Annotated in this window: 22 protein-coding genes; 10 read left to right on the top strand and 12 right to left on the bottom strand. The window is 32.0% G+C overall.

The window, feature by feature from the left end; genetic code table 11:
• Window positions 1-2: 2 nt before the first annotated feature.
• From AC1Q51_RS19565 to AC1Q51_RS19550, 4 genes are all read left to right on the top strand, one after another.
• Window positions 3-500 carry a DUF6262 family protein gene (locus AC1Q51_RS19565; RefSeq protein ID WP_088293976.1) on the top strand — a complete coding sequence of 166 codons (498 nt, stop codon included), beginning with the start codon at window positions 3-5 and terminating at the stop codon, window positions 498-500.
• Between the two features lie 471 nt (window positions 501-971).
• Window positions 972-2,174: an MBL fold metallo-hydrolase gene (locus AC1Q51_RS19560; RefSeq protein ID WP_158664800.1), complete on the top strand. Its 1,203-nt coding sequence runs from the start codon at window positions 972-974 to the stop codon at window positions 2,172-2,174.
• Between the two features lie 11 nt (window positions 2,175-2,185).
• On the top strand, window positions 2,186-5,311 hold the full coding sequence (locus tag AC1Q51_RS19555) for an NACHT domain-containing protein (protein WP_492331658.1): 3,126 nt from the start codon (window positions 2,186-2,188) through the stop codon (window positions 5,309-5,311).
• Window positions 5,312-6,163: 852 nt separating this feature from the next.
• Window positions 6,164-7,555, top strand: a complete 1,392-nt coding sequence (locus AC1Q51_RS19550) for a serine hydrolase domain-containing protein (RefSeq protein ID WP_492331698.1) — start codon at window positions 6,164-6,166, stop codon at window positions 7,553-7,555.
• Window positions 7,556-8,132: 577 nt separating this feature from the next.
• On the opposite strand, the gene AC1Q51_RS19545 is transcribed toward AC1Q51_RS19550, so the two are convergent.
• The 3 genes from AC1Q51_RS19545 to AC1Q51_RS19535 form a co-directional block, all read right to left on the bottom strand.
• A complete protein-coding gene (locus AC1Q51_RS19545; protein ID WP_492331657.1) occupies window positions 8,133-9,068 on the bottom strand; it encodes a bacteriophage abortive infection AbiH family protein in 936 nt (311 codons plus the stop codon).
• A 55-nt stretch (window positions 9,069-9,123) separates the two neighbouring features.
• On the bottom strand, window positions 9,124-9,246 hold the full coding sequence (locus tag AC1Q51_RS19540; RefSeq protein WP_492331656.1) for a hypothetical protein: 123 nt from the start codon (window positions 9,244-9,246) through the stop codon (window positions 9,124-9,126).
• A gap of 243 nt (window positions 9,247-9,489) precedes the next feature.
• On the bottom strand, window positions 9,490-9,975 hold the full coding sequence (locus AC1Q51_RS19535; protein WP_234013886.1) for a bleomycin resistance protein: 486 nt from the start codon (window positions 9,973-9,975) through the stop codon (window positions 9,490-9,492).
• A 243-nt stretch (window positions 9,976-10,218) separates the two neighbouring features.
• Here AC1Q51_RS19535 and AC1Q51_RS19530 point away from each other — a divergent pair, with 243 nt between their 5' ends.
• Together AC1Q51_RS19530 and AC1Q51_RS19525 are read left to right on the top strand one after the other, a co-directional pair.
• A complete protein-coding gene (locus AC1Q51_RS19530) occupies window positions 10,219-11,490 on the top strand; it encodes a Y-family DNA polymerase (protein WP_492331655.1) in 1,272 nt (423 codons plus the stop codon).
• Complete coding sequence (locus AC1Q51_RS19525; protein WP_147801528.1) at window positions 11,487-11,828, top strand: YolD-like family protein; 342 nt, start codon at window positions 11,487-11,489, stop codon at window positions 11,826-11,828. Before AC1Q51_RS19530 ends, AC1Q51_RS19525 begins: the two co-directional genes overlap by 4 nt.
• A gap of 302 nt (window positions 11,829-12,130) precedes the next feature.
• On the opposite strand, the gene AC1Q51_RS19520 is transcribed toward AC1Q51_RS19525, so the two are convergent.
• From AC1Q51_RS19520 to AC1Q51_RS19510, 3 genes are all read right to left on the bottom strand, one after another.
• Window positions 12,131-13,804, bottom strand: coding sequence for a ribonuclease J (locus AC1Q51_RS19520; RefSeq protein ID WP_098211028.1), 1,674 nt, complete (start codon window positions 13,802-13,804; stop codon window positions 12,131-12,133).
• Between the two features lie 88 nt (window positions 13,805-13,892).
• Window positions 13,893-14,747 (bottom strand): manganese catalase family protein, encoded by an 855-nt coding sequence (locus AC1Q51_RS19515; RefSeq protein WP_065229030.1) that lies wholly within the window; start codon window positions 14,745-14,747, stop codon window positions 13,893-13,895.
• Between the two features lie 235 nt (window positions 14,748-14,982).
• On the bottom strand, window positions 14,983-16,116 hold the full coding sequence (locus AC1Q51_RS19510; RefSeq protein ID WP_000649083.1) for a zinc-dependent alcohol dehydrogenase: 1,134 nt from the start codon (window positions 16,114-16,116) through the stop codon (window positions 14,983-14,985).
• Window positions 16,117-16,361: 245 nt separating this feature from the next.
• Here AC1Q51_RS19510 and sasP point away from each other — a divergent pair, with 245 nt between their 5' ends.
• Window positions 16,362-16,574: a small acid-soluble spore protein, SasP family gene (gene sasP, locus AC1Q51_RS19505; protein WP_000002841.1), complete on the top strand. Its 213-nt coding sequence runs from the start codon at window positions 16,362-16,364 to the stop codon at window positions 16,572-16,574.
• Window positions 16,575-16,868: 294 nt separating this feature from the next.
• Window positions 16,869-17,384: a DUF3231 family protein gene (locus AC1Q51_RS19500; RefSeq protein ID WP_000512135.1), complete on the top strand. Its 516-nt coding sequence runs from the start codon at window positions 16,869-16,871 to the stop codon at window positions 17,382-17,384.
• A 35-nt stretch (window positions 17,385-17,419) separates the two neighbouring features.
• Here AC1Q51_RS19500 and AC1Q51_RS19495 read toward each other — a convergent pair whose 3' ends face one another.
• From AC1Q51_RS19495 to AC1Q51_RS19480, 4 genes are all read right to left on the bottom strand, one after another.
• Window positions 17,420-17,896: a YndM family protein gene (locus tag AC1Q51_RS19495; RefSeq protein ID WP_000680673.1), complete on the bottom strand. Its 477-nt coding sequence runs from the start codon at window positions 17,894-17,896 to the stop codon at window positions 17,420-17,422.
• Between the two features lie 265 nt (window positions 17,897-18,161).
• Window positions 18,162-19,019, bottom strand: a complete 858-nt coding sequence (locus AC1Q51_RS19490) for an MBL fold metallo-hydrolase (protein ID WP_075717659.1) — start codon at window positions 19,017-19,019, stop codon at window positions 18,162-18,164.
• A gap of 685 nt (window positions 19,020-19,704) precedes the next feature.
• A complete protein-coding gene (locus tag AC1Q51_RS19485; RefSeq protein ID WP_001011722.1) occupies window positions 19,705-20,454 on the bottom strand; it encodes a glucose 1-dehydrogenase in 750 nt (249 codons plus the stop codon).
• A 106-nt stretch (window positions 20,455-20,560) separates the two neighbouring features.
• Entirely contained in the window at window positions 20,561-20,998 is a 438-nt protein-coding gene (locus AC1Q51_RS19480; RefSeq protein ID WP_000372089.1) for an Lrp/AsnC family transcriptional regulator, read from the bottom strand.
• Between the two features lie 142 nt (window positions 20,999-21,140).
• Between AC1Q51_RS19480 and AC1Q51_RS19475 the strand changes: the two genes are divergently transcribed.
• Together AC1Q51_RS19475 and AC1Q51_RS19470 are read left to right on the top strand one after the other, a co-directional pair.
• Window positions 21,141-21,722, top strand: coding sequence for a DJ-1/PfpI family protein (locus AC1Q51_RS19475; protein ID WP_097923969.1), 582 nt, complete (start codon window positions 21,141-21,143; stop codon window positions 21,720-21,722).
• Between the two features lie 137 nt (window positions 21,723-21,859).
• Window positions 21,860-22,504 (top strand): LysE family translocator, encoded by a 645-nt coding sequence (locus AC1Q51_RS19470; RefSeq protein WP_000587495.1) that lies wholly within the window; start codon window positions 21,860-21,862, stop codon window positions 22,502-22,504.
• A gap of 396 nt (window positions 22,505-22,900) precedes the next feature.
• Here AC1Q51_RS19470 and AC1Q51_RS19465 read toward each other — a convergent pair whose 3' ends face one another.
• Window positions 22,901-23,278 carry a hypothetical protein gene (locus AC1Q51_RS19465; RefSeq protein ID WP_097923968.1) on the bottom strand — a complete coding sequence of 126 codons (378 nt, stop codon included), beginning with the start codon at window positions 23,276-23,278 and terminating at the stop codon, window positions 22,901-22,903.
• 425 nt (window positions 23,279-23,703) lie between these two features.
• A complete protein-coding gene (locus AC1Q51_RS19460; RefSeq protein ID WP_001174222.1) occupies window positions 23,704-24,342 on the bottom strand; it encodes an HD domain-containing protein in 639 nt (212 codons plus the stop codon).
• Window positions 24,343-24,599: the final 257 nt, after the last annotated feature.

Below are 24,599 nucleotides of genomic sequence, written 5' to 3'. Positions count from 1 at the left end.
AATTGACATTAAATGAGGGATTAAAAACGTTACAAGAACAAGCTAGGCAACAAACTATGGAAGCTGTAACATGGGCTGTTGAATTTATTAAAGATACTGAGGGAGTAAATAGTAAAATAACGGCTCAAAAGTTGGCCGAGGTAACTAATTTAAGTAGGGCTGTTTTGTATAAAAAACATATACGTGGGATTTGGGACGTTAATTGGAAACAGTGTAAAGAACCTTCTTTAAAACCAAATGATGTATTTTGTGTTGATAATGATAATCTACAACAACAAATTGATGAACTTACGTATAAATTATCCATAGCCGAAAATAAAAATGAAAAGTTAAAAAGAAAACTAGAGCAAGAACAAACACGTTTGCAAATAAATGCAGTGGAGGTAAAAGAAATAAAAGAGAAACATGAAAATCTCTTATACCAATATTTAAAAATATTAAGAGAGCTACATATTCGTGGCATTAAAATAGAAGATTTAAACATAGGATCTAATATTTAATGGTAGGTCATTTTTGGTAATATATACCTAAACGTTATTTATTGTTAAATGAAAATTGTGTAGAATTGGAGTTTTATACCACTTCTTATTTTTTCTCTGTATAATAAAAATATAAGTATATTTCAAAAGAAGATTTTAAAGATAGGGAATTTTCTTGAAAAGAGTATTTATTATCTATACTACGTAAAAATAGTCATTCATTAAATAAAGGTATTTACTATATATAATTGTACGTTATCTATTTCTTATGGATATAAATATTTCAGGTATAAAGGTTGAGAAAATATTTGAAGATTTACTAAATAAATTAACCTACAAATTTGTCCATTGGAATAGTGAAGGTTTAAAGGGTTATGAATATATGCGTATAGAACATTTGTCTCAAAGTTATAAGAAATGTCCAAATTAGATAGAGAAATTTTTTTAATAATAGTAATTTCTATTATTAAAAATTTGAGGAGGTTTAAAAATTTGATTAACGTAAAAATGTATCCTGCTGAAAATGGAGATTGCTTTTTGATTTCTTTAGGGGAAGAAAGTCGTAAACACATATTAATTGATTGCGGATATGCAGATACATACCATAACTATTTGAAAAATGATTTACAAATGTTAAAAAAGTTAGGCGAAAAAATAGACTTATTTATTGTAACACATATTGATGAGGATCATATATTGGGGGCCATTGCGTTTATTGAAGAAAATAATGAGTCCAAAATTATAGAAATAGAAGAAGTTTGGTATAACTGTTATCGTCATTTACAGATAGATAAAAAGGAAGGTGCTCTCAATGAGAAAGAAACAAAGATATTACAAAGAGAAATTGCATTAGGAGAATCATATATAAAGAGAGAGTCATTTAGTGGGGTTGATAAATCTGAAGTAAGTATAAAACAAGGTTCTACCTTTGGGGCTCTATTATTAAAAGGTGGATATAAATGGAATAGTAGTTTCGAAGAAAAAGCTGTTTCACAAGATAATATTGAAAAAGTTGAATTGGGAGATGTATCTATTAATATACTTTCTCCTAATAATGAAAAATTAGAGAAATTGAAGAAAAAGTGGATAAAAGAACTCACAAATAAAAAATGGAATTTTAATATTACAGAAGATAGCTTATTTGACGATGCTTTTGAGTTTATGTTGTTAATGTATGAAGAATTACAGATTGATAAAACAGAGGTTTCTTCGGAAGAAATTCTAACTATTGAATCATTACAAAAAAATATTCAAAGGAAAGGGAATCTTGATAATTCCCCAACAAATGGATCATCGATAGCTATTTCTATTAATTATAAAGAAAGGAATCTCTTATTTTTAGGTGACGCACATCCAGATATTTTATATAAAAATATACGTAACTTAGGAATCGAAAAATTTGATTTGGTAAAAGTGCCTCATCATGGGAGCAGTAAGAACATGACGCTGGAGTTATCAGGGGTATTAAAAAGTGATAAATTTTTAATTTCTACTAATGGTAATAAGCATACACATCCAGATTTAGAATCTTTAGCAAAACTTATCTATATGAATCAGGACATAAATAAAGAATTTTATTTTAATTACGAAACAAAAGCATCTAAATGGCTTAGTACAAAAGAAATGAAGAAAAGCTTTAATTTAGAGATAGTTGAAGGGAATAGTTCAACACCCTTAAATGTAGCTGTGGATTAGGAGAGGTAATAATGGATTTTTTATCTAGATTGTCTATACCCAAAATTGAATGTGGTGATCGAACTTCAAGTGGGTTTTTGGTTTCAAATGATAAGGTTCTTACAGCTTTACATGCTATAAAACCTTATTTAAAAAAAGAAGTTAAAGAGATTAAAGTAACCTTCATTAATGAAAAAGGAGTAGAAAAATCATTTAAAGCAGAACCAATACTGAGTATAGAAGGTTGGGAAGAGTATGAGATTATTTGTTTACAACTAAATCAGCAAGTTGAAGATATTAATATTATTAAATGCACAGATTATAGATTTTATTCTACAACTGAATGCATTAGTTATGGTTATCCAGCTGTTGCAAAAGAAAAAGGTACATCAGTAGATTTAGAAATCATAAACGAGTTTAAAGATGTAGACATTGATTATGGATCTAATTTAGATATTAAGGTGAAATCAGATTCTATTAAAGATTATCGTGGTTGTTCAGGAGGACCTTTACTATACAATAATCAAGCAGTAGCTGTGATGTTAGAACAAGTAAGTGAAAGCAAAGAGGCAAGTAGGCTGTGTGCAGTGAGTCTATATATTTATAGTGAATACCTAAATTTAGTGGGAGTCCCACTTATTACAAAGAAACATGAGTCAGAATATGAAGAGTATATATTATCTTTAAAAAATACATTACAACAACAATTGGAAAACAATTTAAAGAGAAATATAGAGAAAAATAAAGTTAATCCCTTAGGTTTTTCTATATCTGTTCAACCCAAAAATGTATCTGAAAAAGATATTAACTTTAATAAAATTTTAGAAGATGATCAATCTGTGATGATTTTATCAAAACCTGGTGGTGGAAAAACATACTTATTGAACATGTTTATGTTAGAGATTATAGAAAATCCACAGGTTTCTATTGGGAAAATACCAATCTATTTACAAGCTAAAGAATGGAATAGGGGCTATAAGAGTATTGTAGAAGGGATAAAGCAAGAATTGGAATATTATTTACCTGATATGAAAGATGCGCAAATAGTTGAAGATTTAAAATCAGGTAAATATATTTTACTCATAGATGGACTAGATGAAATTATTCATGATAAAGACCTATTCATTAGAGAAATACGTAGAGTATCTCAAATTAAGAAGACCAAGATTATTATGACTTGTCGCCAACAAAACTATCATAATGAATTCCACAAAATATTGACAGATTATAATCTAAAGGCCTTGTCTGATACACAAATTCAAGAATATATTCAAGCCATATTTGAAGAGGATGTTCATTATGCTTATATTCATAAACTAAAAAAACAATTAAAGGATTTAATTGAAAATCCGTTATTTCTTTATATGACTACTCACATTATGAAAGAAATGACTAATAAAGTCATACCTAAGAATAAATCTGAGCTATATGAGATGTTTATTTCTTATATTATGCAAGAAAGATTATTAAAAGATGGAACGTATTTAGAAATGGATTTTGAATTTGATGTTAAAGAAGAAATTTTAATGGAATTTGCTTTCTTAAACTTTAGAGAGAAAAATAATTCGACAAAGTTTAGGGATGTGGTAGGTAGTCGGATTGAAGGGCAAGAAAACTTAAATTTAATAAAAAAAGAACTATTAAAAACTGGGGTGCTTTTGGAAGAAAAAGGACGCATAGAATTCTTCCATCCTTCAATAGAAGAATATTTTGTTGCTCTTAAACTTTCAAAACTTTCTGAGGAAGAAATTTTGAATTATGTTGAAAATAATTATTTAGACGAAGGTTATTATGAAGTGTTTAAATTTACAGCGGGCCTTTTAAGGAATTATAATCAACAAAATCTAATTTTGGATAAATTAGAAACAAAGGATATTTATCTATATCGTCAATGTTTAGAAGCAAGATTTAGTTTTAATAATAGTTTAGATAAAATATGGAGCAAAGAATATCTGGAAGAGTATTTTGTACAAGTACGAAAAAGTTATTTGAATATTATAGATAGCTTTTTCGGGAATATAAAAAGTGAGTTTTATCCCTGGTGCAAACACAGAGACTGGTGTAGCAATGATAAAGTTACTATTGTAGGGTCTTTAGACAGGACTGTTTTAACTTTAAGTATAGAAATAGTTAAAAATGATGTAGATGAAAAAACTATTATAGTAAGTGAGGAAGCCAGCACTGCTACCATGGAAAGTCAAGATGAGAATGGTAATGTTATAAGTACACCTATTATTTCTTTTCAATCATCTAACCACTGGTATTTTGACCTTAAACAAACAGATTTAGGTTTAGATTCTTCTAGGGAAGTGGCTCTATATATTGTGAAGAATCAATTAAAAGAATTAATAGAAAAACAAAGATTGTTTAAGTATGAATCTCCAGAAAGTATAGTACCGTGTATTGAATATGTTTTAAAGGATTTACCAAGTGAGTTTTTCTCTTTGAGAGAATTAAATGGTGAATTAAATAGAGTTAGCTTAAGTAAACACCCAGCCCAACGTATTCTTGAGGTTCTTTTGTATGGAGACAATATTTTTACATATCTACAATCGAGAGGATTCTATGGTCGTTTAAATAATGAATTTGTAGCAGGTGTTTTAATGCAGTTCTTCAAATTAATAGAGGAAAAGATAGAATTTAGAGAGTATTTATTACTTCCATCAGATATTAAACCTAGTGAAAATACTCATTCTATTTTAGATTTGTGGAGTGAGGAGCGAATTAAAGATAGATTAAAGCAATTTTTTGAATTCTATCAAAAAGCATATAGAAATTTAGTAGAACGATGTTTTATTTCGATTCATCGGCATATGAGATTGTATGAGGCGGGGCCTGTTAGGTTTGAGATAGGATTAGAAAAGTATGAGGAAAGGTATAGTGGAATTAGTATAGAGTGGTTTCCGGTAAAAACATTGGAGGAAGCAATACCAATTCTTAAAGAAGAAAAAGCAAAGTGGTTTGGCGATGACGGTTTTGAAACAAAATTGGCAACAATTGATCAAGAACTTTTAAGGCTTGATCGGAAGTTAGTAGGTGGACATACTCTCCAAAGTTCAGTGATAGATCCATATCTTTATGATGAAACAAATTTAAGGAATATGGTTTATGGAGAAATTAAGGAGGAATTAAAATATGTTCTAGGAGATCTTAAATAATTTTTGCTGGATAATCTTCTCTATTATTTCTATGAAAATTATACTTAGGGAGTGTTTTTATGAATGAAAATCAATTTTGAACATTTTTTTTAAAATGTTTTTTACATAAAACACGAGTTTGTAAGGTATATTTAATCAAATCTTATTTCAAAGAAATGTCTAAAGTATTTTCCAAACGAGTAGTAATTTCATTTGAAATTACATTAAATAAAAATTCTTATTTCTAATTAAAGTTTTTGAATGTGAATTTTTATTTAATAATAATCATAACGGATGTTTAATTTTTTAGTATGATTTCGTTTTCATTTGCGGTAAAATAAGTTTTTTGTGATGGTTATGAATTTTTATAGGTATATTTAAGTTTCGTTTCATATTTAAAGAGTTGTAGCCATCATATAGCTATAACGTTTCAAGTTTTAAATAATAAGTACCATTGCAGCAGAATCGACTTTTTAATGAAATGGAAATGAGTAAGAAAAGATTGTGAAAAGATGTACTTAAAGTAACGAGCGCGTTAGTGAAAATAAAAAACAAGTCGGACCACAACATTTTAGATATGTCTAAAATGTTGTGGTCCTTTTAATTGTATAATGATAATAAAGTTATTGAATTTTGATTATTAAAAGCTAACAGCCTTACTACATTCTACGTAGCAAGGCTCTTTAAAGTTGTTTCAAATTACATCCATCTGTTTATATAATACTTAAAAAATGAATAATAAAGTTGTTTACTTCTTATTGAACTAACGCATCTGTTCTTTTAAGTGTAACTCTCCACAATTACTTGATATTATATAGGTGAATAGAAAGATAAATTAAAATTTAGTTTCGTAGTTGTAAAAGGAGGTTATTTATATTATTCTCAGGATTCACAACACAAAGTTATGCGTTGTCAGATTCGCAATCTGCGGCAATACAAGCGTTGCTAGATGATGCCTGTCGTATATCAGGTGTACCGGGAATGTCAATCTCAATACTTGCTGATGATGAAGTGTTCTACTTTTCTTCAGGGTATGCAGACCGTGAAAAGGGGTTGTCTGCAAGTGAAAATACACTCTATGAGTTAGCCTCGGTCAGTAAAGCTTTTACCGGTATGGGTATTATGTTGTTGGAAGAGCAAGGGCTGCTCTCAATGACTGACCCTGTCCAAAAATATTTACCTTGGTTTACGTTAAAGTATCAAGGGAAACCTGTTGATATGCAAAGTCTTACACTAAATAACTTTCTTCACCATACCAGTGGTCTAACAAATATTAGGCATACTCAAAATATTCCACAAGGCAATACACCTGATATGTTGCAAAAAACTGTGGAAATGCTCGTGGATGCTGAATTGGCGTTCCCTCCCGGTGAACAGTATAACTATGGAACCGTTAATTATGACGTATTGGGTTTGGTTATTGAGATTGTGTCGCGACAAAGCTATGAAGACTTTATGAAGGAACAGGTATTTCAGCCGTTAGGTCTTCACCAGACGTATGTTTATAAAGAAGCTGCTCAAGTCACTGGACAGTTGGCACAGGGCTACCGTTCTTCCTTTTTTATGACAACTCCATTTAAAGCTCCGGATTATGCTGGGAATAAACCCGCAGGCTACATCATTTCTAATACAAAAGATATGGCGCGTTGGATGGGCATACAGATGGGGATCGTGCAGGACATACCCGAAATATTTCACATGGTTATCGAAAAATCACATAGGGGTGATATGTCTGTTTCGGCTGTCAACGGTATGTATTATGCGGCAGGCTGGTCCGTAAACGCCGAACAAACGATTATAGAACACACTGGGGGCAATCCAAATTTCAGAACCGAAGTAGTCATACTGCCAAATGAACGAACAGCCGTCTCCTTGCTGAGCAACGGCGCAAATACCAATACAAACATGGTACTAAAAGTTAAAGATATATTAGAAGGCAATCTAACTCAGTCATATGAAATAAGCGGCACACAGCTTTTGGATATCATTTTGTCGTCTATCACAATTATTCTTTGCCTATTGGCCGTTTTGCTATTTATCTTAGGATTACGCAGAAGGAGAACGAATGAGCGGCAGCCAATGACAAAAAAGAGAATAACCGTAACAGTTATTTTCCTGATCGCTACGATTGCCCTGGGTATACTGTGCTATGCTTTTGATTGGTCAACAATACTTATGTGGCAAACATATAGTGTTCTTACAGCTTTGATTTCGTCAGCATTATTAACAGCAAGCATTACATGGTTTGTATACACTCACCGATAAAATACCCCGCTCCCAAGATAAGCATAATGTTAAGTCATTAAATTTCAATTTATCGGTATGCTTAATTTGAAAAACATAAGACACTTCGGTGTCTTTTTTAATATCATCGACAATTTTCCCAGTCAAACCTAATTACTATTGCTCCCACTAACCCGCTCCGTTCGTGGAATAAGGATTTTTAAACAACTATATTATTTTTTAAATGACTTTATTGTAAATTAAATAACTTTATTATTTCTGCACATTAATATCAAATTTTACACTCACCTAACCTAAAGATAACTGTGAATAATATGTATAACTCCTTATGTTGTGTAGAGATAATAAAGTTGTTTCTGTAGTGTTTAAAGAAATGTAATAACCACCTACTAAAATTAACTTGTAGGTGGTTTTAAAGTTATTTAATGTTGGTTTGGAATAAAGTTAAATTAAAATTTAGCTGCAAACGTTAGTTTTATAAATAGAAGAAGCCTACGTGTTTGGAATAAAGATTAATCAAAAAGCGTGGGTTTAATTTTGACATGATGAAATTTTTATAAAAAGATTGACCAAAAGTAAATTAAAAAATTACACATTTTTAATTTACTTTTGTTTGCTCTACTAAAGGTAGATCATAAAATGTGTCACAGTGAATAAATTTTATATATTGTTCAATTATGCCTATTTGATTCAATTTATCTCTAAAATTATTAATATCATTCTCACTGTAATAATAAACATTCCATTCTGTATTTTCATTAACACGTTTCTTAACTTCTTCAAAATATGGCAAATCTACATCACCTAAAGAATGTCCAATTATAATTACTCTTTCAACAGCATCAAATTTCAATGAAAGTAGTTGATCTATATAATTTTTTACATCTTTATATGTTTTAGAACAATAGTCAGTTAAAACCTTATATATTGGTGCCCTTTGTTCATCAAATCTATTTTGACAGTCTTTATAATTTTCGTAAAAGTAATCTATTCTAGATGAATTTGAATGCCCTAATACCAATTCATCATCTGATTCTACTACACCGTGTATATGTAAAATATTCCATCTTGAAATATTGTAAATAGCCTCCAAAGTAGTGGTATAATTAAAGTTTATAAATATATCTTGATGGCTTTCATCTATTAAAGATGTTCTTCTATTTATACCGTCCAAATCTTTATTTACTACTTCAATCCATTCTTTTAAATAGATAGTTAATTCTTCAATGTACTTAAATTTGTCTCCGAAGTAATCATTCAAAGTATCTTCTATACCAATATTTCCACTTTCCAGCCCCAAATCCGTACTTTGAAGCATTTGTTCAATCAATACATAGTCATCAATATTAGCTAAATTAAATTCTAAATCATTCCATAGATAAGTTTGCAACCCTTTTCCCCACAAACAATATTTCTCTTCGAAATCCCTCAAGAAGTCTTCTTGATGTTCTTCTAAATAGCAACGAAAATTCCAATACCTCGTATGTAAACCATGTCCTAAATCAAATCCATTCCCAATAATAAACAAATCCACTTATAACACCATCCTAATTAAAAATCTGTAATAAAATTACAATAAAACGTACACATTACGCTAAAAAAACAACTTGAACGTTTAACAACGGTTTATAATCTACTCCGCGTCCTGTTCCTCGTCCTCGTCCTTCTTTTAACCACTTATCATTTTTAGATGTTCTAGTTCTTTTAGACATAAAAACATCCCGTTAGACAATCATATCTAAAGGGGTAAAACGGTGCAACTTTTTTATAAACGGTATAACTTTATTCAAAACGGTATGACTTTATTTTAAATCCACATTTAAAACTAAATTTAATTGTTGTAGCCTGTAATTTATAAAAGTAATAAAGTTGGTTAATTCTTATTCAACTAATGCCTCTTATTGAAAAAAAGTAGCTTGCCCCATTTACTAAGTTTTCATCCTATTTTACATAGCTTAATCTGCCTCAACATCTTTTTCACCTAAATTTTGAACAAATCTTAATAGATAACCATCAGGGTCCATAATTAAAAATTCTTTTTGTCCCTTTAATTTAGTATCAGCTCTATACCAATTCTCTTGGATATCAAATTTAATTGGATACTCGTTCTTTTTCAAACTATTATATAGTGGATCAATATCATTTGTGATAATTTGAAAATTAATTCCTCTTCCGTAGGGATAAGATAACTCCCCAGTACTCCAATGATCATTTACTTCTTCAATCATAATCTGGCAGTCATTTAAAGACAGTAAAGCAAACTTATCCTCTGATCTTTGATATTCAATTTTAAACAGGAGAATTTCCGAATAGAAATTTAAACTTTGCTCTATATCTGAAACTGATAGCTCTGGTATTAATGCATTGAGTTTGTACAAAAATGCTCCCCCTTTGTTTAAGTTATTGATTATTATAACACTTACTATAAATTCTTCTTCCATTAAACTACTTCGTTAGTCCTATAAGAAGTAAACAACTTAATTATTTTTTAAACAGCTTTATTGTCACTGAACATATGTTTATGACTGTTTTTGATTTAAGTCATGATAATGTAAATTAACTAACATTATTATCATGAAACACATTTGAAATTACATTGAATAAAACTATTATTTATAATTAAAATCTCCGAAAGAACGTTCGTTCTTTTTTGTTAGGAAAGTTAATTTATATAATTATTCTGTATGTCTGAATTAAATAGTAAACAAATAGTTTACAAGACATTGACAACAGAAGATCTCCGTAGCTTTTATGCAAGCGTATCATGTATTAAAAAAGGACTTGATCCAAGATATACAAAATTGGCTGTCGTAGGGGATGTGAATCAGAGCGGATCAATTGTATTAGCAGCAACACCGCCATTAAAAGCGTTAGGAATAAAGAAGATGGCTCGTTTGTACGAAATACCGAAGCGACCAGATATTATTATTGTGAATCCAATTATGCATACGTATATGAAGTGTTCAACTTTCATAACGGGTTTGGCTTTGCAATATGTCGCACCGGAAGATTTTCATCAATATAGTATCGATGAATTTTTTATGGATATGACTGCAAGTATTCATTTGTTTGCCAGTAATCCGCGCGAGTTTGCATTAAAGTTCAAGCGAGAAATATATGAACGTACAAGGATTGAAAGTACGATTGGTATTGGGCCGAATTTATTATTGAGTAAAGTATCGATGGATGTGGAAGCGAAGAAGAATAGGGATGGAATAGCGCAGTGGACGTATGACGATATACCCGAGAAGTTATGGTGTATTAGACCACTCAGTAAATTTTGGGGTATATCGTATAAAACGGAAATGAAATTAAATCGAAAGGGTATACATACCATTGGAGAATTAGCTCGGTATCCTTTGAAATATTTAAAGCAATCATTCGGTGTAATAGGAGAAGAGTTACATCTACATAGTAATGGAATTGATTTTAGTAGAATAGCAGAAAAATATGTTCCAGCGACAACATCTATAGCGAAAAGCCAAATGTTATTGCGTGATTATTCGGTAGAAGAGTTCATATTTATTTTATTAGAGCATATAGAAGAAGTTTGTTATAGATTGAGACGAGAAAAGAAATGCGCGCAAACAATTCATTTTTCAGTTGGATATAGCAGGGAATACGGTGGGGGAATAAAAAAGGCACATACGTTAAATAGAGCAACAAATTTAACGATGGATATTTATAATGTTTGTACATATTTTTTATATGAGCGCCATACAGGAGAGCCGATTCGATCAGTAAGTGTTTCATTAACAAACCTTATTAATGAAGGGGAAGAGCAAATTTCGCTTTTCGATAACATTGTACAAAGAGAAAAAGAAATGAGATTAACGAAAGTTATGGACGAAATTCGAACACGATTTGGTAAGAACAGTATTTTACGAGGTATTTCCTACACAAGCGTCGCAACAGCAAGATATAGAAACACATTATTAGGAGGGCACAAATCGTGAAGAATGCTAATATGCCAAAAGGAAGAGGTATGGTAAAGTGGCAACCGTTTGCCAGTATGCCGGAGCAGTTCGCAGTTATTAAAGAAATGATAAAGGAGCAAACGAAAGCCTCGCGTCCAATTGTAACGCAAGATGCAAAAGAAATGATTGAAAATAAGCTATTAACTTCATTTTTAGGTGAGGAAGAGGTTTTACTTACATATTATAAAGATGGTTATTTATATAAAAATTACATAACAGTAGTGGATATTAATCCATTAATAGAGACGATTACTTGTACGGATGCTTTTTGTAATAAGCGTACTTTTAAGTTTTTTGATGTAATTGAGATTGATTAAAGTATGTTTCTATGCAGCAGGTGTTTTTTTAGCCTACTGCATAGAAAGGTCAGTTACAGTATTACGCTTATACTAAAAATAAGATACCCTTTATTACCATTGACGATAGTTGCATTTCAGATGAAAGAATGTGGGGAAACAAACCCCGTTAACGATAGAATAAGCATTAACAGCAGTTATAGGGTTTCTTAAAATTATGAATATCAGTTGTTAGATGGTGCGATATTTATTTAGAAAAAGCCGTTTTAGATACTAATAGATATAAGTAAGACAAGACTTAATAACTAAAGAAAATAAGTATGTTACACTTCAATTATAATAGGGAGGATCATTGGTTTTCTTTTTGTATGTGAGTATATAAAGTGACCAAGTGATTCTCGTATTTCTCTTTTTAGAACATTCCATTGATTAATATGTGCTTTTTGTAATCTGTTGACAGTTTCTACAACTAATTGATTAATTTTATTTAAGAAATCTTCTGAGTCCCGAACATATACAAACCCGCGAGAAATTGTATCAGGGCCAGAAATTATTTTCTCTTCTGTTTTACTCAAGGTTATAACTATTACAAGCATACCATCTTCAGAAAGTTGTTTGCGATCGCGCAATAAGGCGTTTCCAACATCTCCAATACCTAATCCATCTACATATATATTACCTGCAGTAATACGTCTTGTTTGCATAGCAGTTTGATTTTTAATATCAACAACATCTCCATTGCCGATAACATAAATATTATCTTTCTTGACACCAACAGATTCTGCCAATTGACGGTGATGATGTAACATTCTAAATTCACCGTGTATGGGAATGAAATATTTAGGCTTCATTAAAGTAAGCATCAATTTTAATTCCTCTTGATATGCATGTCCAGAAACATGCATTCCTGTTGAACTTCCAGATCCATAAATAACATTTGCTCCTAATAGAAATAAGTTATCTATAATACGTGAAACATTACGTTCATTTCCTGGTATGGGGGAGGCAGATAAAATGACTGTGTCACCTGGTAAAATATCAACTTGTCGATAGTTGCCACTAGATAATCGGGACAGAGCAGCCATAGGTTCACCTTGACTACCAGTGCAAAGTATAGCGACTTTTTCCGGTTCCATTTGATTAATCTCATTTGCTTCGATTAACATTCCTTCAGGTATATTTAAATAGCCTTGTTCTAAGGCGACAGAAACTACGTTCACCATACTTCTTCCGAGGAGGGCAAGCTTTCTATTTGTTTTTAAAGCGGCATCTACTATTTGCTGTACACGATTCACATTAGAAGCAAAGGTAGATATAATAACTTTTCTGTGAGCCTTTACAAAGGCTTCTTCAATTTTTTCGCCTACTAACCGTTCTGATGGAGTAAATCCAGAACGTTCGGCATTCGTACTTTCTGAGAGGAGAGCTAAAACTCCGTTACTTCCGATATTAGCCATTTTGTGAATGTCTGGATATTGATTGTTTATGGGAGTCAAATCAAATTTAAAATCACCTGTATGGACTACTGTACCTTCTGGTGTATGAAAAGCAATCCCGAGGCAATCGGGAATACTATGGTTTGTTTTGAAAAAAGATAGGTTTATCTGTCCAAACTCAATTAAAGACTCAGAGTCAATAACAATTAACTGTGTCGAATCTTGAAGTTTATGTTCTTTTAATTTAATGCCGATTAAGCCTAAGGTTAATTTTGTTGCGTAAATTGGCACATTCAATTGTTTTAAAAAATACGGAATACCTCCAATATGATCTTCGTGTCCATGTGTAACAATTAAACCTCGAATTTTATCTTTATTTTCTTGTAAATATGTAACATCAGGTATTATTAAATCTATGCCTAATAAACTCTCGTCGGGAAACTTAGAACCACAATCAATGATTACAATGTCATCTGAATATTGTATGACATACATGTTTTTACCAATTTCATTAACACCACCTAAAGCAAAAATAGATAGTTTATCATTTATTGTACTCAAATGAATATCCTCCTCTTAAAATCAAATTTACTTGAATCTATGTAAAGGTTTGTAACCAACTATTAATAAATAGTTGGTTACAATTATCTCAAAGATCCATATCTTTTAATCCAGGACTATGTTCATTTGGCATTTCAGGAAGTTCTGGTACAGGAAAACCTTTTGGCGGTTCCGTTACTGTTAATGTTCCTTTGTTTCTACTTGGTGATTCACCTTGGAATATTTCTCCCATTCTTGTTGGATCTAAGCTAAAATTAAATTGTGCGTTATGGAACCCCATGTCTACATACTTTCTGCACTCTGGGTATTTATTAATATCATAGTTCGGTACAGGGAAGAGTTTCCCCCATTCAACACCCAATGTCTCTAAAGCTTTCGCAAAAGCATTTTGATGTGCATTATCACGTACAATTAAAAATGCAAGAGTTTCTCTAAATGTTTGATTAGAACTCATTTCATAAATTCTAGTTTTTTGAAGTACACCTGTAGATTCAAGTACTACGTTATCTAATAAATCGCTAATCAAATTCCCATGACTATATACCCAAGATCCATTCCATGGGTTGCCAGCTGCATCAACAGGCAATGAACTTTGAGCACCTACAATAAAGTGGTGAGGATTTGCATGTTTAATCGCTTCATCAAGCGGTGCTTTGTCAATACCAGCATTTCCTGGCGTAGGTTCACCAGATCCAGTTAATAGCTGATTAATTGTATGTTGTACAAGTTCTACATGGCTTATTTCCTCTAAAAAAACACCTCGAAGTAAATCACGATATTGCTTCTCTTTACCTCTAAAATTTGAGCTTTGGAAGAAATATTGCATCATTGTACGCATTTCACCATAATGCCCGCCTAATATTTCTTGTAAAACTTTTGCAGCAGCTGGATCTGGTTTATCCGGCTTAATCATATTAATTATTTCCTCTTTATAATAAAACATTGAAGTACACCTCTTTTAAGTTAGTTAACATTGTTATCGTGTCCGCTAGTTGGTTACTTAATACTTAAATTCATTTTTTTACCAATAAACCGTTACCTTAAAATGCAAAGTTTTTTGAAATAACTATTTTCGATGTGAGATGAAATTGGGGGAATAGCTACTTAGCATTTAATAAAAAAAGATAAGATTACGGAGTGTAATCTTATCTTTTCATTAAGAATAATAAATTGTAGCTTCAAGGCTTCAGAATGACTTTTATACAGTCATCTTCACGATTATTAAAAATTTGATAACCGTAGCTTGCTTCTTCAAGGGGGATTTTGTGTGTAATAATCTCTTTTGGATCAAATTCTTTATTTGTTATTTTTTCAAATAGTTCCGGCATAAAATGAATAACAGGTGCTTGTCCCATTTTAAGATTAATATTTCTAACCCAAAATGCTCCGAGTGGAAATGCATTATAATTGCCACCATAAACGCCAGTCATTTGAACCGTTCCATATTTTCTTACGGCTTTCGTAGCGATTTGAATAGGACCGAGAGTTCCGCCTTGTAATTTTAACTTTTGTTCTAGAAATTCTAGTGGCGATTTTTTTCCATCCATGCCCACGCAATCAATGACTACATCGGCACCGCCATGTGTGATTTCCTTTAAATGTTCTCCCATATCGGGGAATTTTGTAAACTCAAATACCTCAACATTGTTAATCTTTTTTGCATAATTTATACGATAATCTAAGTAATCGACTGCGATTACGCGCTTAGCACCTTGCATCCAAGCAAATTTTTGTGTCATTAATCCAACAGGTCCACAACCTAGGACGATAACAGTATCACCTGGCTTAACACCTGCGTTTATTACACTCCAATAGGCTGTTGGCAAAACATCGGATAAAAACAGTAAAGATTCATCTTCAAGTTCGCATGATTCCGGTATAACAAATGGAGTGAAATTTCCAAAAGGAACTTTTAAATATTCTGCTTGTCCGCCTGGATGGTTACCAAATTTCTCTGTATAACCAAAGTATCCACCAGAATCATAATGAGGATTGGAGTTATCACATTGGCTTTCCATTTCATGTTGGCAATAGAAACAATGTCCACAAGAAACGTTGAAGGGGATGACAACACGATCTCCTTTTTTCACTTTAGTAACATCTGGACCAACTTCTTCAACAATGCCCATTGGTTCATGACCAATAATGTACCCTTGCGGTAAAGGCATGTTCCCTTGATATAAATGTAAATCAGAACCGCAAATAGCGGTTGAAGTAATTTTTACAATAATATCGTCTTTTTTCTCTAACTTCGCATCATCAACTTGTTTAACTTGTACTTGGTTTGGTCCTTGATAGGTTACAGCTTTCATCTCATATCTCCTTATAAATTATTTTTCATAATTTATATGTATCTCTTGGCAAAACAGAAATCTTTAGTAAAGAGAAATTTATACATATTGTTGTTATGAAAGTACGTTATAGTAGCTCTTCTTTCTTATGTCTTTGCCCTATTTTAAGAAGAAACTCAATATTTATACATAATTTAATTCCCATAAAAAGGATAATTATTATTTCATAATTTGTAGCATATTAAAAACATTGGAGGTGAAACGATATGGCAAATAATAATAGTGGAAGTCGTAATGAATTATTAGTTCGAGGCGCTGAACAAGCTCTTGATCAAATGAAATATGAAATTGCACAAGAGTTTGGTGTACAACTTGGTGCAGATACAACAGCTCGTTCAAACGGATCTGTTGGTGGTGAAATTACAAAGCGTTTAGTAGCAATGGCAGAACAACAACTTGGTGGTAGAGCTAACCGCTAAGTAAATTGGCATAAAATATAGCAAATATGTAAATCAATTTCTTTTGTGTATTCATAAAAATAAAAAACCTTATATTAAACAGATTCTCACTCAAAGATTATTGATAATCTTCTTTCATAATCTTTGAGTATTTTATTTGTAAACGACTTTCCTAAACAATAAACACGCAGTGTTGGAAAGGTGTTTTCCATGCATAGTAGAAAATCTTTTGCAGGAAAAAGCATACTTAAAAATTTGATTTCAATATTGAAATCAATATTTATTATGATATTTTCGAAAGGGAGGAATTTAAAAATGGGTATTTTAAGTGGAAATCCTCAAAATGAACCGTTACATTACGGAGAAGTATTTGATATTTGGAGTTATCTTTTAGCAGCACAAGGTGCAATTGCAAGCCATCAAGTATTTATGAACCACACAGGTGACGAAGATTTGAAGAAGTTTTTAGAAAGCTTAATTGAAAATGATATGAATTCAGAAGTAGAAGAGTTAAAAACTCTTTTAAAGATTAATGGGGTAGCTTTACCGCCTGCTCCTCCAGAACGACCAGTTGCATCTATCGAAGACATTCCCCCAGGGGCACGTATTAATGATGTTGAAATTGCTGCTGCTGTATCTGCAGGGCTAGCAGCTGGACTTGTGACATGTAGTCAAGTGATGGGGAAATGTCTTCGAGAGGATGTAGGGATGCTATTTGGACAATTTCATATGAAAAAAGCGCAAGCAGGTGTAACGTTGCTGCGTTTAAGTAAGAAAAAAGGGTGGGTAGTTCCACCTCCATTACATGTAAGAAATTCTGATCAAGCTTAATAAACAAAAATAAAAAAGTGGTATTGGCCACTTTTTTATTTTTTAGATGTATCCTCAACTTTAGATTTATTTATTGTAGAAGAATCCATATATTCATCTGACATTTCCATAGCATATTTATCATGATGAATATGGTTGTGATTTCTTAATTCATCATCGTTACGCAGTACTAGTCTCTTCATATAAATGTGGAAGAAAACCTCTATTCCGCCAATAATTAATGCGGCTAAGAATGAAGAAAGTCCAATGTTACGAGTAGCATCTAAATTAGTAAACAAGGATGTTAGTAACCAAGTTCCGAAAAAGCTTAAGCCGAAATCTGCCATTGTAGCAATCATATTTCCGTATTTAGGTAAAATGAAGAGGTCTCCGATTAAATAGGCAGCTCCCGTAAGAAAAAGAGAAATTAGTAATACTCTAGGAATTGAAATGCCTTGAAAGATACTGAGCATGATTAGCAATACTGCAGTTATCGCTGTGTATTTAATTAATAAGGCAACAATATGTTTCATCATTTTCCTCCATTGTTTAAACGTATATGGAATACAATATTTCATTAAAAACGGATTATGCTTTTATATAGCGTAACCCGTTTTAATCACCCTTTAATGGTAAGAAGTACAACCTGGTTAAGAAGCAGGCTTATACTACAGATAGTATTTTCGGAATAACGAGTTTTATTCACAAGGTGTATTTCCATTCTTATAATACAGACGTTGCCTAAGTACAGTGTTTCTTTATTAAACTTAATAATTTTTTCCGTTTTGATTTTTATACTTAATGTATCTTTTTGTCTACATATTTTCCGTAATTAGGTACAGCAATTTTATCAAATTCTTGAACAAGTGTTTTGAGGCTTGTTGATAGCAATTCACCTGACATCGGTATCCCATGTCCAGTAACAGCGGTTAGAGGCTTTAACTTCTCTAGCTTAATAACTGACCCTTTAGCAGCTTTCCAGTCTGTTGTTAAATAACGAGGCGGACCGCTTATTTCCTGTTCTTGAGTTATTACTTTATACAGATACTCCTGTTTCACTGTAACAAAAGCGTCCCCAGCAATTAAAGTTCGGTCTTTCTCTCGGAATAATGAAATATGCCCAGGAGTATGCCCTGGTGTATGAATCCATCTAAACTCTGGCATATGGGGAACAGTTCCATCGATAGGTAGTGCTTTTACGCTATATCCTAAATCAATCGGTTCATTAGGGAACAGGGGAGACATTTTCGCTACCATACCACCTTCAACTGTTGGATCTGGTTCAGGATAGCTTTGTTGTCCAGTCAAAAACGGTATCTCCATTTGATGGGCATAGACTGGAACATCCCAATATTTAATGAGTTCAATTATTCCTCCAACATGATCAAAATGCCCATGAGTTAAAATAATTGCTTTTGGACGGCTATTTGTACCAAATCGCTCCTGAGTAACAGAGATAATTTCATTTGCACATTTAGGCATTCCAGCGTCAACTAAAACAAAATCATCGGTATGCGGATTCCCAACAAAACATATGTTGACGATTTGAATCGTGTAGCAAAATAAATCAGGTAATACTTCGATGCCGTGACCACTTTCAATTGAAGTTGCTGGAATAAATTTGTAATCACTTCCATAATTCATTTCCTTGTTCACCTTTTGTCCCCCTTAATATGTTTCAATACGACATTATAGTTCCCTAATTTCTCAAATCCATTTTGGGGGATTTGAGAAAAGAATTAGTGGGGATTACAAAAAACAAAAATTAAGGTGGAGACATATCGATTTATATAAAGTGCAAACAGAAAATATTGATTTCACAAGTGTAGTTTTTACTATTTTTTGAGGAGGGGTTATGAATTAATAAAAGATTCATCTGAATATTTTAATATATTTTTATAAAAAATACAGAACGGCAGCTAATAGAAATCTATTAAATGAGGCGATTACTTGTACCGATGCTTTTTATAATCAAAGGATATTTAAGTTTTGTGATGTAATTGAGATTGATTAAATTATGCTTTTCAATAGCTATTAACAGCCCTTTCAGTGATACTAATATCTCTTACTAGCTATATGATATATTCTATTTTTTATCTAACTAACGCTCTTAGTGTAGTTGGTGTCCTTGCATTGAGTACTTCATGGTTTTTATTCACTTTCAAATGTTTCATCCGAAAGAAAAACAGAAACCCCTTCTTTATTAGAGATAGGAAATTCCAGTTCATCTTTTTTATAGACAGTTCAATTGTATTTCAAATTCACATGATGATTCGGTAAATCACCTTGGATAAAGTAGGCTTTATTGATAGCGAATCTGTATTTCTTGATTGATTACCGCCTATTCCTCATACATCATTTTCCTCGTCATTCCACCGTCTACGACAAGGTTTATACCTGTAACAAAATCATTTTCACTGGCTGTTAAATACAGACAGGCTCGTGCAATATCATCTGGTGTTCCTACACGCTTTGATAGGTGCTGTTCATGATCAATTTTACTTAATTTTGAATAATCTCCTGTTTCAATCCAACCTGGGGAAATAGCATTCACTGTAATCCTATCTTCGCTAAATGAGGCTGCGAGCGCATGTGTAATAGCAACGATCCCACCTTTTGTGGCAGCATAAGATTCTGAATTTGGCTCAGACATAATCGCCCTTGTAGAGGCGATATTCACAATAGATCCACCTTCTTTGTTATGACGCATATACTTTGCTGCTTCACGCGAACCCAAGAAAACACTTCTTAAGTTTGTATTGATCACATCGTCCCATTCTTCTAACGAAATATCGTAAGGGGACTTGAATAACTCTTTTCCGGCATTATTGATTAAAATATCTATCTGACCGTATGTTTGATTAGCTACTTCCATTAATCGAATAATATTTGTTTCGAGCCTTATATCTGTTTGTACGAAAAGTGCTTCTTTACCCTGTTCTTTTATCTTAGTAACTGTTTTTGCACCTGCTTTTTCGTCTATATCTGCTAAAATAACATTGGCCCCTTTTTCTGCATAATGTAAAGCAATTTCTCTCCCGATTCCATTTCCAGCCCCTGTTATGATCACTGATTTATTAGAAAAATTTATTGTAATTACACTCCTTTTAAAAAAATATAACGTCTTTATTTTTTTATATAACATACAAAAATTATCCTTCTGCATAAGCAATAGTTAATTAATTATGCTAGTATTTTTACTCTTCACTAATAAAAGGAGTAATTATCTTTTTTTCATAAGAAGATAACACAATATTCGTTGATGGAGTACCATATTGCATTGAATCATCAATAAATTGTTCTAAACTTTCTACAGAATGTGTTGCTATTTTTACAATATAGCTAATTTCTCCTGCTACTCTATAACACTCGAGTACATCTGGATGATTATAGCAAAAGTTAGATAATGATTTACAATTTGTTGATTTAAACAGTATAAGTGCAGAAATTGGACGATTTATTTTTTTTAGAGAAACATGTGCATGGTAACCTTCAATAATTTGTTGTTCCTCTAACTTTCGTACTCGCTCAGTTACTGACGGGGAAGATAAGTGAACCGCTTCCGCTAAATCCTTCATTGAAATTTTTGCATTTGACTGTAATAGTCCCACGATTTTTTTATCAATTTGATCCATAAATTACCCAACCTTTTTTTATAAAATAGAATAACCTAAATTCTTTATAAAATAAAGCCGAACAATCAAATATCCTTATTGAACTTATTTATCAGCCTTCTATACTTGTATAAAATAAGGGTAGAAGGAGGCGGTTTACGATATGAAAAAGATTTTATTATTATTAGCTGACGGGTTTGAAGCAGTAGAAGCTAGTGTATTTACAGATGTACTAGGCTGGAATAAATGGGAGGGAGATGGATCAACCGAGGTCGTAACAGTTGGTCTTCGGAATAAATTAACTTGTACTTGGAATTTTACTGTCATACCGGAAAAAACGGTTGATGATATTCAATTAGATGAATTTGATGCACTAGCTATTCCAGGAGGATTTGAAGAGGCTGGTTTTTATCGGGATGCATACAGTAGAGAATTCTTACATGTTATTCAACATTTTTATGCCAAGCAGAAGCCTATTGCCAGTATTTGTGTTGCATCATTAACGCTTGGCAAAAGTGGAATTCTTGTAGGTAAAAAAGCTACCACATACAGTCATCCAACGAGTAAACGAAAAGAGCAGTTAAAGAATTTTGGTGCAATAGTACAAAATGAGTTAATAGTACAAGATGGAAATATTATTACATCATCAAATCCAGGCACAGCTTTTGATGTTGCGTTTTTATTACTTGAAAAATTAACATCTAAAAAGAATGCTGAACATGTAAAGGACCTTATGGGATTTTAGGCATTTATTCTTTTTGTGAGTTTTTTGTGCTTGCTAGAAGTAATGTGAAAAGTCGCCGTGCTCTGGCTCTATTTGCTGAACCCGAGGAAAAAGAAAAAGGGTTTGATTATTACAATACTTATAATAGGAGAATTTTTATGATTATAACACTTTTCACATATATATTGTTAGGTTTATCTTTAGCGATACCCGCAGGTGCTATGACAGTCCAAATGACTAAACAAGGAATGAGAAATGGTTTCGTACATGGTTGGTTTGTAGGTATAGGAGGAATGACTGTAGATTTATCTTTAATAGTTCTGATTTATCTAGGGTTCTCTAGTGTATTAACCAACCCATGGGTAGAAACAGTTATGTGGCTACTAGGTTTTGTATTTTTAATGTTTATTGGAATAGAAAGTATTAAAGAGGCAAAGTCAGAAGTTAACATGGAGGGAGAAGATCCTAATAAATCTTTATTATCAGCTTATTTATCTGGTTTTATGATTGCTATATCACCGGCTAATATTGTATTTTGGATAGGGGTTTTTGGTCCGGTTCTAGTTTCTTCATTAGGTAATGCAAGCACATCTACATTTATATTAATAGCTGTAGGTATTTTATTAGGTATCTTAATGCATGATATGATCCTATTAAGCTTTGTTCATTTTACTAGACGTTTTCTAAATCCAACCTTTATTAAAAGGGTATCTATATTTGCCGCAATAGTCCTATTCGGATTTAGTGGTTATTTTGGTTACGAGTTTATAAAACAAGTAATGACTTTTATCTCAAAAGCATAGTTCTTATACACTTAAATAGGATGGTTATAAGGTAAATGAAAAAGATACGTATTTTAAACGTAACGTAATTGTAAATATGTTATATCATGTAGGCACCCTCTTAGGAATTCATTGATCCCTGAGGGGGTCTTTAAATTCCTTACACGTAGCCTTTAGAAAAAGAAACGACCTCTACTATAATTGATGTTGTATGAGCTTAGCTCGATAGCGATGAGGTACTACCCGTATTTTAACGAAAATATACGCTAAGCAAAATTCGATATAAAAGAAGCCGAATTTTCTACTTTAAGTAACTTTCGTCTTCAATTCTTTATAAGTTAGTTGCCACTTCGTTTTCTCCATATTCTTTCACTATTTTATAAAAAGTATTTTTCTTTAGTTTCAATAGCCCCGAACTTAACTCCCGTTAGTTCTCCATTTTGCCACTTTGGATAAGTTTCTTCTATAGTTCATGTGTTGGATGGAGTGTGAGGCTCCAATCTTGCATTCCATTTTTTTGTTCTCTTCGAAAATTCTTCTTATGTAATCTGTTGCGATTGCTTGTAAACAAGTACTTAAGTCCTGGCTTAAATAGTGATACATTTGCAGTTGTCTTTTAACATATTCTTGTTGTTTTGAGTTTAATTTTTTGATCATAGCAATCACAGCATCGTATTCGAAAAAGAAATGTTTTTTGTTAACTTCAATTATAAAAACATCATTTTGAACAGGATTTTCAAAGAAAAATTGCTCAAAGAATGTAGGGTGGGTCTCGTTATGCACAAGTTTTAACATAGATTATTGCTCCTTTAACTGTTTGATTTTATATTGTGTTACCTAATAATATTTTTAAGCTGGAGTAGCACTACATTGCTATTAAGCTAAGAAATACATTCTTTCTCAACACGAAAAAAATGAACTGAATTTCTATGGACAACTATGAAAGGATAAAATTTTCGTTTTGGGGATACTTCAAAATCTTAGGTTGGTGGGCATGTATGGAGTGCCCAAAAATTGATCCTTCTATTATTAGATATTATTTGCTTAAAAAAGCTTGCCATTAATGAAAATGGCAAGCTTTTTATCTCTATGAGTAATATTTCACTACATTAAATTAGAAATTAATTAGCTCGTTCTAATTTTTATATAAAAAGGAAGCAAAATCGTAACCAACTTATTTTGTAGATATTTCCTTTTTCTAATAGTCATAAGTGTAATGACTATTCTTTCCAAGGTGAATGTAAAACGCAATCACAGAAATTTTTGCGTTTAAAGCCTGGAAGAAGCAATGAGCAAACATCTGCTTTAATATTTCCGAAAGTAGTTTCAGGTTTATGAGCGAAACCTTCAAGGAAAGCAGGAAGGATTTTTTGTTTGAAATTATCTCGAGGGAAAGCAGATACAACTTGTTCACGAATTTCCTCTGAAATTTCGTCATACCCATCTCCCATAACATCGTAACCTACCCCAGAATAAATTAATGAAACTTGGGGTTCTTTATATTCAGCAATTCCAATCGTTGTGTGAAGTGCAATCGAATCCCAAACCAGTCTAATTGATTCATTATCCATGCCATGTTGTTGAAGGAAACTACGTGCAGCATTTGCACCATCTACTTCAAAACGTTTGTCTGGACTACTAAATTTCTTTGTGAGCCCAAGATCATGGAATAGAGCACTAACATATAATAGCTCTTCATCATACTTAAGATCAGCTTTTTTTCCTTGAAGAGCACCGAATAAGTAAACACGATTTGAATGATTCCATAGTAAATCGTTACCATATTCACGAAGAATTTCTTGCGCCTCTACTGCTATTTTACTATCTGGAATTACTATACCTGCAACTGTTTTTTGCATATAAATTGCCTCCTATAAATAATTGATATTGTCCATTTTCTTGCTAGCTCATGAGCTTAACTTAATTATATAAAGCATCTATTATTTATCAATGTAATCATTTCTATCATTTTCATAGAAGGTATCTATGATTAAGGTTTCAATAAATCATAAAGAAACAAACCCAAATAACTACTTTTAACTTAAAAAACTTTGGCGCCTCCTATTTTACGAATTAAATCTATCCTTAATATAAATGTTTTATGTACTTAAAATGA

The sequence above is a fragment of the Bacillus sp. MT94 genome (assembly GCF_058792475.1).
This window is presented reverse-complemented; position numbering and strand designations above follow the sequence as displayed.

Coding starts and splice junctions, on each gene's coding strand:
- AC1Q51_RS19460 (WP_001174222.1), bottom strand. CDS start 24,342: ATGCAAAAAACAGTTGCAGGTATAGTAATTCCAGATAGTAAAATAGCA.
- AC1Q51_RS19495 (WP_000680673.1), bottom strand. CDS start 17,896: ATGAAACATATTGTTGCCTTATTAATTAAATACACAGCGATAACTGCA.
- AC1Q51_RS19465 (WP_097923968.1), bottom strand. CDS start 23,278: ATGTTAAAACTTGTGCATAACGAGACCCACCCTACATTCTTTGAGCAA.
- AC1Q51_RS19470 (WP_000587495.1), top strand. CDS start 21,860: ATGATTATAACACTTTTCACATATATATTGTTAGGTTTATCTTTAGCG.
- AC1Q51_RS19475 (WP_097923969.1), top strand. CDS start 21,141: ATGAAAAAGATTTTATTATTATTAGCTGACGGGTTTGAAGCAGTAGAA.
- AC1Q51_RS19530 (WP_492331655.1), top strand. CDS start 10,219: ATGTCTGAATTAAATAGTAAACAAATAGTTTACAAGACATTGACAACA.
- AC1Q51_RS19515 (WP_065229030.1), bottom strand. CDS start 14,747: ATGTTTTATTATAAAGAGGAAATAATTAATATGATTAAGCCGGATAAA.
- AC1Q51_RS19480 (WP_000372089.1), bottom strand. CDS start 20,998: ATGGATCAAATTGATAAAAAAATCGTGGGACTATTACAGTCAAATGCA.
- AC1Q51_RS19500 (WP_000512135.1), top strand. CDS start 16,869: ATGGGTATTTTAAGTGGAAATCCTCAAAATGAACCGTTACATTACGGA.
- AC1Q51_RS19555 (WP_492331658.1), top strand. CDS start 2,186: ATGGATTTTTTATCTAGATTGTCTATACCCAAAATTGAATGTGGTGAT.
- AC1Q51_RS19535 (WP_234013886.1), bottom strand. CDS start 9,975: ATGGAAGAAGAATTTATAGTAAGTGTTATAATAATCAATAACTTAAAC.
- AC1Q51_RS19540 (WP_492331656.1), bottom strand. CDS start 9,246: ATGTCTAAAAGAACTAGAACATCTAAAAATGATAAGTGGTTAAAAGAA.
- sasP (WP_000002841.1), top strand. CDS start 16,362: ATGGCAAATAATAATAGTGGAAGTCGTAATGAATTATTAGTTCGAGGC.
- AC1Q51_RS19510 (WP_000649083.1), bottom strand. CDS start 16,116: ATGAAAGCTGTAACCTATCAAGGACCAAACCAAGTACAAGTTAAACAA.